At 54.7% G+C, this 14,019-nt stretch carries 15 protein-coding genes; 10 read left to right on the plus strand and 5 right to left on the minus strand.

Annotation, left to right across the window (positions count from 1 at the left end):
- Window positions 1-2: 2 nt before the first annotated feature.
- The 9 genes from kdsC to npr all read left to right on the plus strand — a co-directional run bounded on the left by kdsC (window position 3) and on the right by npr (window position 5,930).
- The gene (gene kdsC, locus WM95_RS23005) at window positions 3-569 is read left to right on the plus strand and encodes a 3-deoxy-manno-octulosonate-8-phosphatase KdsC (RefSeq protein ID WP_023309356.1); all 567 of its coding nucleotides are present in this window, start codon (window positions 3-5) and stop codon (window positions 567-569) included.
- Entirely contained in the window at window positions 566-1,141 is a 576-nt protein-coding gene (gene lptC / locus WM95_RS23010; protein WP_023309357.1) for an LPS export ABC transporter periplasmic protein LptC, read from the plus strand. The genes kdsC and lptC overlap by 4 nt, the downstream gene beginning before the upstream one ends.
- Window positions 1,110-1,664, plus strand: a complete 555-nt coding sequence (gene lptA, locus WM95_RS23015; RefSeq protein WP_023309358.1) for a lipopolysaccharide ABC transporter substrate-binding protein LptA — start codon at window positions 1,110-1,112, stop codon at window positions 1,662-1,664. The genes lptC and lptA overlap by 32 nt, the downstream gene beginning before the upstream one ends.
- Before the next feature lie 6 nt (window positions 1,665-1,670).
- A complete protein-coding gene (gene lptB / locus WM95_RS23020; protein WP_023309359.1) occupies window positions 1,671-2,396 on the plus strand; it encodes an LPS export ABC transporter ATP-binding protein in 726 nt (241 codons plus the stop codon).
- Between the two features lie 47 nt (window positions 2,397-2,443).
- On the plus strand, window positions 2,444-3,877 hold the full coding sequence (gene rpoN, locus WM95_RS23025; RefSeq protein WP_023309360.1) for an RNA polymerase factor sigma-54: 1,434 nt from the start codon (window positions 2,444-2,446) through the stop codon (window positions 3,875-3,877).
- 22 nt (window positions 3,878-3,899) lie between these two features.
- Window positions 3,900-4,187, plus strand: a complete 288-nt coding sequence (gene hpf / locus WM95_RS23030; RefSeq protein WP_008501444.1) for a ribosome hibernation promoting factor — start codon at window positions 3,900-3,902, stop codon at window positions 4,185-4,187.
- Window positions 4,188-4,269: 82 nt separating this feature from the next.
- Complete coding sequence (gene ptsN, locus WM95_RS23035) at window positions 4,270-4,761, plus strand: PTS IIA-like nitrogen regulatory protein PtsN (protein ID WP_008501443.1); 492 nt, start codon at window positions 4,270-4,272, stop codon at window positions 4,759-4,761.
- A gap of 45 nt (window positions 4,762-4,806) precedes the next feature.
- The gene (gene rapZ / locus WM95_RS23040) at window positions 4,807-5,661 is read left to right on the plus strand and encodes an RNase adapter RapZ (protein WP_088544983.1); all 855 of its coding nucleotides are present in this window, start codon (window positions 4,807-4,809) and stop codon (window positions 5,659-5,661) included.
- A complete protein-coding gene (gene npr / locus WM95_RS23045; RefSeq protein WP_003861872.1) occupies window positions 5,658-5,930 on the plus strand; it encodes a PTS phosphocarrier protein NPr in 273 nt (90 codons plus the stop codon). The genes rapZ and npr overlap by 4 nt, the downstream gene beginning before the upstream one ends.
- Window positions 5,931-5,969: 39 nt before the next feature.
- On the opposite strand, the gene mtgA is transcribed toward npr, so the two are convergent.
- The 5 genes from mtgA to lptF form a co-directional block, all read right to left on the minus strand.
- Window positions 5,970-6,695: a monofunctional biosynthetic peptidoglycan transglycosylase gene (gene mtgA / locus WM95_RS23050; RefSeq protein ID WP_023309361.1), complete on the minus strand. Its 726-nt coding sequence runs from the start codon at window positions 6,693-6,695 to the stop codon at window positions 5,970-5,972.
- Window positions 6,692-7,345, minus strand: a complete 654-nt coding sequence (gene elbB / locus WM95_RS23055; protein ID WP_047743546.1) for an isoprenoid biosynthesis glyoxalase ElbB — start codon at window positions 7,343-7,345, stop codon at window positions 6,692-6,694. Before elbB ends, mtgA begins: the two co-directional genes overlap by 4 nt.
- A gap of 232 nt (window positions 7,346-7,577) precedes the next feature.
- On the minus strand, window positions 7,578-9,911 hold the full coding sequence (gene arcB, locus WM95_RS23060) for an aerobic respiration two-component sensor histidine kinase ArcB (protein ID WP_063409195.1): 2,334 nt from the start codon (window positions 9,909-9,911) through the stop codon (window positions 7,578-7,580).
- Window positions 9,912-10,046: 135 nt separating this feature from the next.
- A complete protein-coding gene (gene lptG / locus WM95_RS23065; protein ID WP_023309364.1) occupies window positions 10,047-11,129 on the minus strand; it encodes an LPS export ABC transporter permease LptG in 1,083 nt (360 codons plus the stop codon).
- Complete coding sequence (gene lptF / locus WM95_RS23070; protein WP_024906345.1) at window positions 11,129-12,229, minus strand: LPS export ABC transporter permease LptF; 1,101 nt, start codon at window positions 12,227-12,229, stop codon at window positions 11,129-11,131. The genes lptG and lptF overlap by 1 nt, the downstream gene beginning before the upstream one ends.
- Before the next feature lie 266 nt (window positions 12,230-12,495).
- On the opposite strand from lptF, the gene pepA reads away from it, so the two are divergent.
- The gene (gene pepA / locus WM95_RS23080) at window positions 12,496-14,007 is read left to right on the plus strand and encodes a leucyl aminopeptidase (protein WP_023309366.1); all 1,512 of its coding nucleotides are present in this window, start codon (window positions 12,496-12,498) and stop codon (window positions 14,005-14,007) included.
- Window positions 14,008-14,019: the final 12 nt, after the last annotated feature.

Consider the following 14,019-nt stretch of genomic DNA (forward strand, 5'->3'; position numbering starts at 1 on the left):
CAATGAGTAATGCGGGTGCATCCCTTGCAACCTGTTATGGACCGGTCAGCACCCAGATGATGGCGAAGGCGGAAAACATTCGTCTGCTCATCCTGGACGTGGATGGCGTACTTTCCGATGGCCTGATTTACATGGGCAATAATGGTGAAGAGCTGAAAGCGTTTAACGTTCGCGACGGCTACGGTATCCGCTGTGCGCTCACCTCGGGTATTGAGGTGGCTATCATCACCGGGCGAAAAGCTAAACTGGTAGAAGACCGCTGTGAAACCTTAGGAATTACCCATCTGTATCAGGGTCAATCCGATAAGATGGCAGCGTTTAAGGATTTACTGGGTAAACTGGCTATCGCACCGGAAAACGTGGCCTACGTCGGAGACGATCTGATTGACTGGCCCGTGATGGCTGAAGTCGGGCTGAGCATCGCCGTTGCCGATGCGCATCCGCTGCTGATCCCGCGCGCTGATTATGTCACCCACATCAACGGGGGCCGTGGTGCCGTACGTGAAGTCTGCGATCTGCTTTTGCTGGCGCAGGGCAAGCTTGATGAGGCCAAAGGGCAATCGATATGAGTAAAACCAGACGCTGGATTATCATTTTGCTTTCGCTTGTCGCACTGGTATTGATTGGCGTGAACCTTGCCGATCGCGACGATACGCAAACGGAAGTGGTCAACAATAACGATCCAACCTATAAAAGCGATCACAGCGACACCGTGGTCTACAGCCCGGAAGGCGCACTGAACTATCGCCTGATTGCCCAGCATGTTGAATATTTTTCAGATGACGGTATTTCGTGGTTTACCCAGCCTGTCATGACCACATTTGATAAGGACAAAGTGCCGACGTGGTCAATTAAGTCAGATCGGGCAAAACTGACAAATGACCGTATGCTTTATCTGTATGGTCACGTTGAAGTCAACGCCCTGACCGCTGACTCGCAACTGAGAAAAATTACGACGGATAATGCCCAGATTAACCTGGTAACCCAGGACGTGACCTCGCAGGATCTGGTCACACTGTATGGCACAACATTTAATTCCAGCGGTTTGAGAATGCGCGGGAACTTACGTAGCAAGAACGCCGAGCTGATTGAAAAGGTTAGAACCTCCTATGAAATTCAAAACAAACAAACTCAGCCTTAAAGTAATTATCGCCAGCGCGATGCTGGCGACCAGTCTCCCCGCGCTTGCTGTAACGGGCGATACCGACCAACCGATCCATATCGAGTCTGATACCCAGTCTCTCGATATGCAGGGCAACGTCGTCACCTTCACGGGTAACGTTGTCATGACTCAGGGCACCATCAAAATTAACGCCGACAAAGTGGTCGTGACCCGTCCGGGTGGCGAGCAGGGCAAAGAGATCATTGATGGTTACGGCAACCCGGCAACCTTCTACCAGATGCAGGACAACGGCAAGCCGGTGAAAGGTCACGCCTCGCATATGCACTACGAGCTGGCGAAGGACCTGGTCATCCTGACCGGAAACGCGTATCTGGAACAGCTGGACAGCAACATTACCGGCGACCAGATCACCTATCTGGTGAAAGAGCAAAAAATGCAGGCTTCCAGCGAGAAAGGCAAACGCGTCACGACCGTACTGGTTCCGTCGCAGCTGCAGGACAAAGGCAAAGGCCAGGCCCCGGCACAGAAGAAGAGTAACTAATTCGTTATGGCAACATTAACTGCAAAAAATCTCGCGAAGGCCTACAAGGGCCGCCGTGTCGTAGAAGATGTCAGTCTGACCGTCAACTCCGGCGAAATTGTAGGGCTGCTCGGCCCTAACGGTGCGGGTAAAACCACCACCTTCTACATGGTCGTTGGCATTGTGCCGCGCGATGCCGGCAACATTATCATTGACGATGAAGACATCAGCCTTCTGCCGCTGCACGCGCGCGCGCGTCGCGGGATCGGCTACCTGCCGCAGGAAGCTTCCATTTTCCGTCGTCTCAGCGTTTACGATAACCTGATGGCGGTCCTGCAAATTCGTAACGATCTGACCAGCGAGCAGCGTCAGGATCGTGCCAACGAGCTGATGGAAGAGTTCCACATTGAGCATCTGCGCGACAGCCTCGGTCAGGCACTCTCCGGGGGTGAACGCCGTCGCGTTGAGATTGCGCGTGCGCTGGCTGCAAACCCGAAATTTATCCTTCTGGATGAACCCTTTGCCGGCGTTGACCCGATCTCGGTTATCGACATTAAACGCATCATTGAACACCTGCGTGACAGCGGGCTTGGCGTACTGATCACCGACCACAACGTCCGTGAAACGCTGGCCGTGTGTGAACGCGCGTATATTGTGAGCCAGGGCAACCTGATCGCCCACGGTACGCCGCAGCAGATCCTCGAAGACGATCATGTTAAGCGCGTCTATCTTGGGGAAGACTTCAGACTCTGATAGGGTAGAGGTAACGTAACGCCGAACCGGAGAAAAATGCTCTGAACATGAAGCAAGGTTTGCAATTAAGGCTCAGCCAACAACTGGCGATGACGCCGCAGCTACAGCAGGCAATTCGCCTGTTGCAGCTGTCCACGTTAGAACTTCAGCAGGAGCTCCAGCAGGCGCTGGACAGCAACCCCCTGCTGGAACAAACCGATCTTCATGACGAGGTAGATACTCAGCAGTCACAGGATACAGAAGCGCTCGACACTGCGGATGCACTCGAACAAAAAGAGATGCCCGACGAGCTACCGCTGGATGCCAGCTGGGATGAAATCTACACCGCTGGAACCCCTTCCGGTACGCGTGCAGACTACCAGGATGATGAGCTACCGGTATATCAGGGCGAAACCACCCAGTCACTGCAGGATTACCTGATGTGGCAGGTGGAACTCACCCCCTTCTCCGATACCGACCGCGCGATTGCCACGTCCATTGTCGATGCCGTTGACGACACCGGCTATTTGACCGTCACGCTGGACGATATTCTGGAAAGCATGGGCGACGACGAGATTGAGCTTGAGGAAGTCGAAGCCGTTCTGAAGCGCATCCAGCGTTTCGATCCGGTAGGCGTGGCCGCAAAAGATCTGCGCGACTGCCTGCTGATCCAGCTTTCTCAGTTCAGTAAAGAGACGCCATGGATCGACGAGGCGCGCTTAATCATCAGCGATCATCTGGATCTGTTGGCCAACCACGATTTCCGCTCCCTGATGCGCGTCACGCGCCTGAAGGAAGAGGTGCTGAAAGAAGCGGTGAATCTGATCCAGTCGCTCGATCCGCGCCCGGGACAGTCGATCCAGACCAGCGAGCCCGAGTACGTCATCCCGGACGTGCTGGTCAGAAAACACAATGACCGCTGGGTCGTTGAACTGAACTCAGACAGCATCCCTCGCCTGCAAATCAACCAGCAGTATGCCTCCATGTGCACCAGCGCGCGTAACGACTCCGACAATCAATATATTCGCAGCAATCTTCAGGAAGCGCGATGGCTGATCAAAAGTCTGGAGAGCCGAAATGATACGCTGCTACGCGTCAGCCGCTGTATTGTCGAACAGCAGCAGGCGTTCTTTGAGCAGGGCGAAGAGTATATGAAACCGATGGTACTGGCGGATATCGCCCAGGCCGTCGAGATGCATGAATCAACCATTTCCCGTGTCACCACGCAGAAGTATCTGCACAGTCCACGCGGTATTTTTGAGCTTAAGTATTTCTTCTCCAGCCATGTGAATACCGAGGGCGGCGGCGAAGCGTCGTCAACGGCCATTCGTGCCCTGGTGAAGAAGTTGATCGCCGCGGAGAACCCCGCGAAGCCACTAAGCGATAGTAAGTTAACCACCATGCTGTCCGATCAGGGTATTATGGTGGCACGTCGTACTGTTGCGAAGTATCGAGAGTCTTTATCCATTCCGCCGTCCAACCAGCGTAAACAGCTGGTCTGACACAACCGATAAGGAAGACACTATGCAGCTCAACATCACTGGACAAAACGTCGAAATTACTGAGGCTTTACGCGACTTCGTGAACGCGAAGTTTGCAAAACTCGAGCAGTATTTCGAAAGGATCAATCAGGTCTATATTGTGTTGAAAGTGGAGAAAGTGACTCATATCTCGGATGCCACCCTGCATGTTAACGGGGGTGAACTGCATGCCAGTGCGGAAGGGCAAGACATGTACGCTGCTATCGACGGCTTGATTGATAAGCTTGCACGACAGCTCAATAAACATAAAGATAAACTGAAACAACACTAATTGTCCGGGCAGTTAACGGGTGCAGGACGGCCTGTTGTGAAACACAACAGGCCATTTGTACAGTTAGCGCTTAGGTGAAATTATGATGAACAACGATTCCGCTCTTCAACTGAGCAATGTCCTTAACCAGGAATGTACCCGCAGTGCGGTTCACTGCCAGAGCAAAAAACGTGCGCTGGAGATCATCAGTGAACTGGCTGCCAAACAGCTGGGCCTGCCGCCGCAGGTGGTGTTCGAAGCGATTCTGACCCGTGAAAAAATGGGCAGTACCGGTATCGGCAACGGCATCGCGATCCCGCACGGCAAACTGGAAGAGGATACCCTGCGTGCCGTTGGTGTGTTTGTGCAGCTTGAAACACCCATCGCTTTCGATGCCATTGATAACCAGCCCGTCGATCTCCTCTTCGCGCTGCTGGTGCCCGCTGACCAGACAAAAACCCATCTGCATACGCTGTCGCTGGTCGCAAAACGTCTGGCCGATAAAACCATTTGCCGTCGACTGCGCTCGGCCCAAAGTGATGAAGAGCTCTATCAAATTATCACTGAAGCAGAAGGCAATCAGGATGATGCGTAACCAGGAGATGGCCTTCACATCTGTTGTCCTGAGGAGAAACGGAACATGGTGCTGATGATTGTCAGTGGCCGTTCAGGGTCGGGGAAATCCGTTGCTCTGCGCGCCCTGGAAGACATGGGTTTTTACTGCGTCGATAACCTGCCGGTCGTGTTGTTACCCGACCTGGCCCGCACGCTGGCGGAGAGACAAACCTCTGCCGCCGTCAGTATCGACGTTCGCAACATGCCTGAATCGCCAGAGATCTTCGAACAGGCCATGAGCAACCTGCCTGACGCGTTCTCGCCTCAGCTGCTGTTCCTTGATGCAGACCGCAATACGCTGATCCGCCGCTACAGCGATACCCGTCGCTTGCACCCGCTTTCCAGCAAGAACCTCTCTCTGGAGAGCGCTATCGATGAAGAGAGCGACCTGCTGGAACCGCTGCGTTCTCGTGCCGACCTGATTGTCGACACCTCTGAGATGTCCGTTCACGAGCTGGCGGAAATGCTGCGTACCCGGCTGTTGGGTAAACGCGAGCGCGAACTGACGATGGTGTTCGAATCCTTCGGCTTTAAGCACGGTATTCCAATCGATGCGGATTACGTTTTCGACGTGCGCTTCCTGCCGAACCCGCACTGGGATCCGAAGCTGCGTCCAATGACCGGTCTGGATAAGCCGGTGGCGGCGTTCCTCGACCGGCACACAGAAGTACACAATTTTATCTACCAGACGCGAAGCTACCTTGAGCTATGGTTACCTATGCTGGAGACAAACAATCGTAGCTACCTGACGGTGGCGATTGGCTGTACCGGCGGTAAACATCGTTCGGTTTATATCGCCGAACAGCTGGCCGACTATTTCCGCTCGCGCGGGAATAACGTTCAGTCCCGTCATCGCACGCTGGAAAAACGTAAAACATGACCGTAAAACAAACCGTTGAGATCACCAATAAGCTGGGTATGCATGCACGCCCGGCGATGAAGCTGTTCGAGCTGATGCAGGGTTTCGATGCCGAGGTTCTGCTGCGGAATGACGAAGGTACCGAAGCGGAAGCAAACAGCGTGATTGCGCTGCTGATGCTGGATTCCGCCAAAGGGCGCCAGATTGAGGTTGAAGCCACCGGTCCTCAGGAAGAGGAAGCTCTGGCGGCGGTGATTGCCCTGTTTAACGCAGGGTTCGACGAAGATTAAGGTCTGCTATTCAGGCGGGTAGCGATGCGCTTACCCGCTCTACATAAGATTATTACGCTGCATAAACCCCTCTCCACCCAGCTGATTCATCTGGCGCATAATCCACGCCTGACGGCTTCGCACGTACCCTGATGGGGCGCTGGCCTTAAAGCGGATAGGGTTCGGTAACACAGCGGCCAGTAGCGCCGCTTCTGACATGCTCAGACGGCTGGCTGGCTTATTGAAATACCGCTGTGCGGCAGCTTCCACGCCAAAAATACCGTCGCCAAACTCAGCGACGTTGAGATAGACGGTCAGAATGCGTTTTTTGCTCCAGACCGTTTCCATTCCCAGGGTCAACCCCGCTTCCAGCCCTTTTCGCAACCAGCTTCGACCATCCCACAGAAACAGATTTTTGGCCGTCTGCTGCGACAAGGTTGACGCACCGCGCACGCGGTTTTCATGGCGTTCGTTATGGGCTAGCGCCTTCTCAATGGCCGCCACGTCGAACCCCCAGTGCTCCGGGAATTTCTGGTCCTCCGCCGCGATGACCGCCAGCCCCATGAACGGTGAGATCTCGTCCATGCTCACCCAGTCAGAGTGGGCAACGTAGCCGAAATCGCCGCTGAACCACGCGCTAAGCTGGCGCTCAACCATAACGGCAGAGAACGGAACCGGCATAATGCTGAATAAAGCCAGCCCGCCTCCCCAGAATACCGCCAGCACAAGTACGATGCGCAAGAGAAAACGTTTCACTCCTGCGCCTGCGGCAAATTTACGCCTCATTCAGTCAGCACCAGCACGCGAGCCACCAGCTTTTCAATACCTGAGGCCGCCTCAGCGATATTATTCGCCAGCATATACGCTGGCGTGGTGACAATTTTGTTATCTTCATCAACCACAATGTCATCAACCGGGCAAGGAACGTGCTCGCCCCCCATTTCCTCCACGATCTCCGCGGTATCAATATCCGTCCCGATAGTCAGCCGCAGCGGGAAATCAAAAATCCTGGGCAGCATTGCCGGCGCGATGCAGATAAAGCCCTGCGGTTTTCCAGCCGCATGCATGGCCTGCGACAGCGCTTTAAGATGAGGATCGATCTGACACTCCGCTCCCTGCGCAGCAAAGGTACTGAGATTTTTGGCCGCCCCAAACCCACCCGGCACAATGAGCGCATCAAGCTCTGTAGGGTCTGCCTGAATAAGAGGATGGATATCACCTCGCGCAATACGCGCGGCTTCAATCAGTACATTACGGGTTTCCGCCATCGGCTCGCCGGTCAGATGATTAATCACATCCGCCTGATTTTTGTCCGGCGCAAAACAAATAACCTCTGCTCCCTGCTTAGCCAGGGCCAGCAGCGTGATTACGGCTTCATGTATTTCAGAACCATCGTAAACACCGCATCCGCTCAGCACGACACCAATCTTTTTCATCATGACAATCCTTTTCTGCAACTTGCTGAAGCACATTAATAATTTTGATTAAAACGCTATGCTTCACACATTTCACTGATTCATGTAACAAACCATTTAAGATTTGCTATCTTATCTGCGTGCGGCCTAAATTTTTCAGGCAGCGCCCTTTCGAAAATAACTTTATAAAACAGGCGCAGCCACGATTTCCGTGGTGTTGGCGCAGTATTCGCGCACCCCGGTTAAGCCGGGGTCATTTTTTTCTGGCGTCGACCCAGGCTTTAAGCACCGCCACATCGTTTTGCCACTCTTGTTTCATCTCTTCAACCCAATCACCCACGTTATCTTCCCATGCAGGTAAATCAGGCGACTGAATCTGTTGACCCAGCTGCTGCAGATGGCGTAAGCCGACCGAGCCGGCCGCACCTTTAATTTTATGTCCTTCTTCGACAATGCCCTTCTGGTCCCGGGCGGTCAGGTTTGATTCCAGCACGCTCAGATAGCCCGGCATCATTTTTTCGAACACCGCCAGACCATCGGTAATCAGTTTCGGGCCGACCAGATCGATGTACTGCTCCAGCATCGCGGTATCGAGTATCGTTTGGGCTTTTGCGCTATCAGCAGACGTCATGGTGCTCTCCTCTTCATCACGGGTATCCCAGAACTTCTTAATCATGGCGGTCAGAGCAGGCACCGCCAGCGGCTTGCTGAGTACATCGTCCATACCGGCATCGAGATACTCTTTTTTATCTTTCAGCACGTTCGCCGTCAGCGCCACCAGCGGCGGCAGTTCGTCGGCCGCGTACTGACGCGTCAGCTCTCGAGAAATATCCAGCCCGGTCATATCCGGCAGCTGAATATCCAGCAGAACAAGATCGTATTCGCCCGGTTTAAACATCTCCAGCGCGGCCTTACCGGTCATCGCGACATCCACGCTGTTGCCCAGTTTTTCCAGCACCGAGCGCGCCACAATCACGTTCAGCTCAATATCTTCCACCAGCAGGACGTGCAGCGCGGGCAGCGGCATGTCGTCGTTTTCAAAGGTGTCTTCAACCTCTTCCGCCACCGCCGGCGCATGGACCGTCAGCGTGAAGGTTGACCCTTTACCCGGCTGGCTGGCAACGGTGATATCGCCACCCATACTCTTCGCCAGCCGTTTAGAGACCGCCAGGCCAATGCCCGTTCCGGTCGCCGGTTTCCCGCCGTTGCTGTCCTTCACCTGGTAGTACATGGCGAAAATTTTGTCCTGCTCCTCCTGCGGAATACCTATCCCGGAGTCCTCCACCTCGAAGTGCAGCATGTCGCCTTCGTCATAGCGGATGCGCACCGCCACCTGCCCCTTCTGGGTAAATTTCACCGCGTTGCTGATAAGGTTCCACAGGATCTGGCGCAGACGCGTGCCGTCAGTCACCACTTTATGCGGCAGCGGCAGGGTTGGCTCCATGACAAAACTCAGTCCCTTCTGCTGCGCCTGCAGGCCGGACAGGTTTTCGAGGTCGGCAAGGAAGCTGGTGAAATCAACAGGCTGATTATCAAGCTGAACTTTACGGCGCTCCATCTTATCCATATCAATAATATCGTTGAAGATATTACCCAGCGTGACCGCTGAGACATGGATAGTCTTGAGGTATTTTTCCTGCTCTGCGGTCAGGTCGGTATCCAGCAGAATACGGCTCAGCCCGACAATGCCATTAAGCGGCGTACGCAGCTCGTGGCTGATGGTGGAGATAAAGGTCGTCTTATCACGGCTGGCGCGCTCCAGAGCGTCCTGGTAGCGCTTACGCTCGGTGATATCGCGGCCAAAGCCCATCAGGCCGTGGCGTTTCCCCACGCGGTCATAGTAGGGCACCTTACGGATCTCAAAACAGGCTTTGCGTCCGTCCGGGTAATCCAGCCACTGTTCATAGGTCAGCGAGACGTTATGGCGGAATACTTTTTCGTCCGTCTCCATGACCTTGGCCGCCGCTTCTTCAGAGTAAACGTCCTGCGGCTTCAGGTTAATCAGCTGCTTCTCGCTTTTCCCTGTGAGCAACTCCATCGCCCGGTTACAGCCGGAAAACTCTTTATCTTCATTACGGTAAAACACCAGATCCGGCGAAGCATCGAGGAACGACCGCAGGAAAGAGGATTGCTGCTCAAGCTGGATCTGCGTGACCTCGCGCTCTTTCATTTCGATTTTCAGCTGCTCCAGCGTGGCCTGACGCTCGGCTTCCGCCTTCTCACGATCTGAAATCTCCTGATTCAGCTGCGCAATGTTGTCTTTAAGCTGGACGTTGAGCTTCAGGTCGCGCTCGCGCATCTCTTCCAGTTTATCGACCAGTTTTGACAGGCGCTGACGGGACTCTTCCAGCTGTTCAACCACCACGGAAAGGAAATAGACCGCCCAGGGAGTAATGAGCAAGCCAAAGAATATGGAGCGGATAACGTCGATACTCTCGACCTGACCATGCAGAACCATGGTGACGGCCATTTGCACGACAATGGCCAGAACGACCAGCGCCAGCGCAAGCAGCATGGAGAAACGCACCAGCCCAAGCTTCATCATCAGGTCGACGTAATACTGGGCAAGCATTCGAATTTGCTTCATAGAGGATCCCTTCACGACTTTATCGCTCAATAATACTCAAATTCAGGGCGAGGCGTTGAAGGTTGTGAGAAAAAGTGCGGGGTGAAACAGGAGATTAGCCTCGCTCCCGGTTAACCGGAAGCGAGGAGAGATCGATCAGGAGCGTTTCAACAGCAGCCAGAGGCTGATCAGGAGGAAACTTGCGCTTGGCAGCAGCGCACCAATTATCGGCGGAATGCCATAAACCAGCGTCAGCGGACCGAAGATCTGATCGAGCACGTAGAACACAAAGCCGAAGCTGATACCGGTCACTACGCGCACGCCCATCGGCACGCTGCGTAACGGGCCGAAGATAAACGACAGCGCCATCAGCATCATCACCGCCACGGACATTGGCTGGAAGATCTTGCTCCACATGTTGAGCTGATAACGTCCCGCATCCTGCCCGCTCGACTTCAGATATTTCACATAGTTGTGCAAACCGCTGATGGAGAGCGCGTCAGGGTCCAGCGCAACAACACCGAGCTTATCGGGCGTCAGGTTGGTCTTCCACGTACCGGTTACAGTCTGAGAACCGGCGATCTGTTTCGGATCGGTCAGGTCAGACTCATCGACCTGGGACAAACGCCACAGTTTATGTTCGGCGTCAAATTTCGCCGAAGAGGCGTGGCGGACTGACTCCAGACGGCGCTGGTCATCGAAAGCATAGATGCTGACCCCACCCAGTTCATCATTCCCCTTCACCCGTTCGATGTAGACGAAGTTTTTACCGTCTTTCGCCCATAAACCTTGTTGGGTCGAGAGCAGCGAGCCGCCGTACATGGCCTGCGCACGGTAGTTACGCGCCATCTGTTCGCCCTGCGGCGCGACCCACTCGCCAATCGCCATGGTCAACAGCACCAGTGGGATCGCGGTTTTCATGACCGACAGCGCAACCTGCATGCGGGTAAAGCCCGAGGCCTGCATAACGACCAGCTCGCTGCGCTGCGCCAGCATTCCTAGCCCCAGCAGCGCGCCCAGCAGGGCCGCCATCGGGAAGAAAATCTGCACATCTTTCGGCACGCTGAGCAGGGTATACATCCCCGCGCCCATCGCGTCATAGCTCCCCTGCCCGGCTTTTTTCAGCTGATCGACAAATTTGATAATGCCGGAGAGCGACACCAGCATGAACAACGTCATCATGATGGTGGTAAAAATGGTTTTACCGATATAGCGATCAAGAACGCCAAACGCCTGCATTAGATGGCTCCTTTACGCGAGAATCGGGCACGTATGCGGCGCACAGGCACCGTATCCCACAGGTTTAATCCCAGCGCCAGTAAGATGTACAGGCTGTTGACGAACCATGTCCAGACCATAGGGTCCAGCTTACCCTTCGCGCCGTTAGAACGAATCGAGGTTTGCAGCAGGAAATAGATCAGGTAAAGCAGCATCGCCGGCAGCATAGAGAGCACGCGTCCCTGGCGCGGGTTCACCACGCTCAGCGGAACGACAATCAGCGCCATCATAAACACGGTGAAGACAAGCGTAATACGCCAGTGGAACTCAGCGCGCGCTCTGTCGGTATCGGTATTCCACAGGGTACGCATGTCCATTTGCTCGGTATCCGTTGGATCGAGCGCCACCGCCTGATGGCCGATAATGGCCTGATAGTTCTGGAAATCCGTAATACGGAAGTCGCGCAGCATCGCGGTGCCTTCGAAACGGGTGCCTTTGTTCAGCGTCACGATCTGAGAACCATCTTTGCGCTGAGCAAGCTGACCGGAGTCTGCAACCACCACGGAAGGACGCGCGTTACCTTTGGGACGTAACTGCGCCAGGAATACGTCGTTGAATTTACTGCCGTCAACGCTCTCAATAAACAGCACGGAGTTGCCGTCGGTCGCCTGCTGGAACTGACCCTGAGCTAAGGCTGCCATGCCGGGGTTGGCTTTCGCTTCGGCCAGCACTTCGTCCTGATGACGGGAAGACATGGGACCCGCCCACATCACATTCACCGCCGCGACAATACCCGTGAACAGCGCCAGTATCATGGCCGCTTTCACCAGTACCGCTTTGCTCAGACCACAGGCATGCATCACCGTGATTTCACTCTCGGTGTAGAGTTTCCCAAGCGTCATGAGCAGGCCAAGGAAAAGACTTAGCGGCAGGATGAGCTGCGCCATTTCCGGGATCCCTAAACCAAGCAGGGAAAGCACCAGATTAGTTGGAATTTCGCCGTCAACGGCCGCACCGAGGATCTTAACCAGCTTCTGACAGAAAAAAATCAGCAGCAGGATGAAGAGGATCGCCAGTTGGCTTTTGAGCGTCTCCCGCACCAGATATCTTATGATTATCACTTTAAATACGCCCGTAAAAACCCGTCTCTTTGCTGGAAAATCGCTTGTTTCATGGCTTAAACGTCATTTATTCTCTTGAGTCGTCGAAATCATCGCTAAGATTAAAACATCCGGCGGATTCACGCTTCAGGACTTTTTCTGACGTGTCGAAACCGTAGTAACGTAAGATTAACACGAAGTCACCACAACAGCGGACATGAGTTACGAAAGGTTTCAATTCTATCCGTAGCTGCCGCCGTTGTCTTTAAGATTCAGGAGCGTAGTGCATGGAGTTCAGTGTAAAAAGCGGTAGCCCGGAGAAACAGCGGAGTGCCTGCATCGTTGTGGGCGTCTTTGAACCACGCCGACTCTCCCCGATCGCCGAGCAACTCGATAAAATCAGTGACGGCTATATTAGCGCCCTGCTGCGCCGTGGCGAACTGGAAGGCAAACCTGGGCAGACGCTGTTACTGCACCATGTTCCGAACGTACTGTCAGAACGTATTCTGCTGATTGGCTGCGGCAAAGAACGCGAGCTGGATGAACGTCAGTATAAGCAGGTGATTCAGAAAACAATCAATACGCTGAATGATACCGGCTCAATGGAAGCCGTCTGCTTCCTGACGGAACTGCACGTTAAAGGACGTAACACCTACTGGAAAGTGCGTCAGGCGGTTGAAACGGCAAAAGAGAGCCTGTACAGCTTCGATCAGCTGAAGACCAATAAAAGCGAGCCGCGTCGTCCACTGCGTAAAATGGTCTTTAACGTGCCGACCCGTCGCGAGCTGACCAGCGGCGAACGCGCGATCCAGCACGGTCTGGCGATCGCAGCCGGCATTAAAGCGGCCAAAGATCTCGGCAACATGCCGCCTAACATCTGTAACGCGGCGTACCTGGCCTCTCAGGCGCGTCAGCTGGCCGACGCCTACAGCAAAAACGTCATTACCCGCGTCATCGGCGAACAGCAGATGAAAGAGCTGGGGATGCACTCTTACCTGGCGGTCGGTAACGGCTCGCAGAACGAATCCCTGATGTCCGTCATCGAGTACAAAGGCAATCCATCCGAAGACGCGCGCCCGATTGTGCTCGTCGGTAAAGGCCTGACCTTCGACTCCGGCGGTATCTCCATCAAGCCTGCCGAAGGCATGGATGAGATGAAGTACGACATGTGCGGTGCGGCGGCGGTTTACGGCGTGATGCGCATGGTCGCGGAACTGCAGCTGCCTATCAACGTGATCGGCGTTCTGGCGGGCTGCGAAAACATGCCTGGCGGGCGCGCCTATCGTCCGGGTGACGTTCTGACCACCATGTCCGGCCAGACCGTTGAAGTGCTGAACACCGACGCCGAAGGCCGTCTGGTACTCTGTGACGTGCTGACCTACGTTGAGCGCTTCGAGCCGGAAGCGGTGATTGACGTCGCTACCCTCACCGGAGCCTGTGTGATTGCGCTGGGCCACCACATCACCGGCCTGATGTCGAACCACAATCCGCTGGCGCACGAGCTTATTGGTGCCTCAGAGCAGGCCGGGGACCGCGCATGGCGTCTGCCGCTGGGTGACGAGTATCAGGATCAGCTGGAGTCTAACTTTGCGGATATGGCGAACATTGGCGGACGTCCTGGCGGGGCGATCACCGCGGGCTGCTTCCTGGCACGCTTCACCCGCAAGTACAACTGGGCGCACCTGGATATCGCGGGCACCGCATGGCGCTCCGGTAAAGCTAAAGGCGCAACCGGTCGTCCAGTGGCGCTGCTGTCGCAGTTCCTGCTGAACCGCGCAGGTTTTAACGGCGACGAGTAAGTCAAAACGGCA

The sequence above is a fragment of the Enterobacter cloacae complex sp. ECNIH7 genome (genome assembly GCF_002208095.1).
GTDB lineage: Bacteria > Pseudomonadota > Gammaproteobacteria > Enterobacterales > Enterobacteriaceae > Enterobacter > Enterobacter cloacae_M.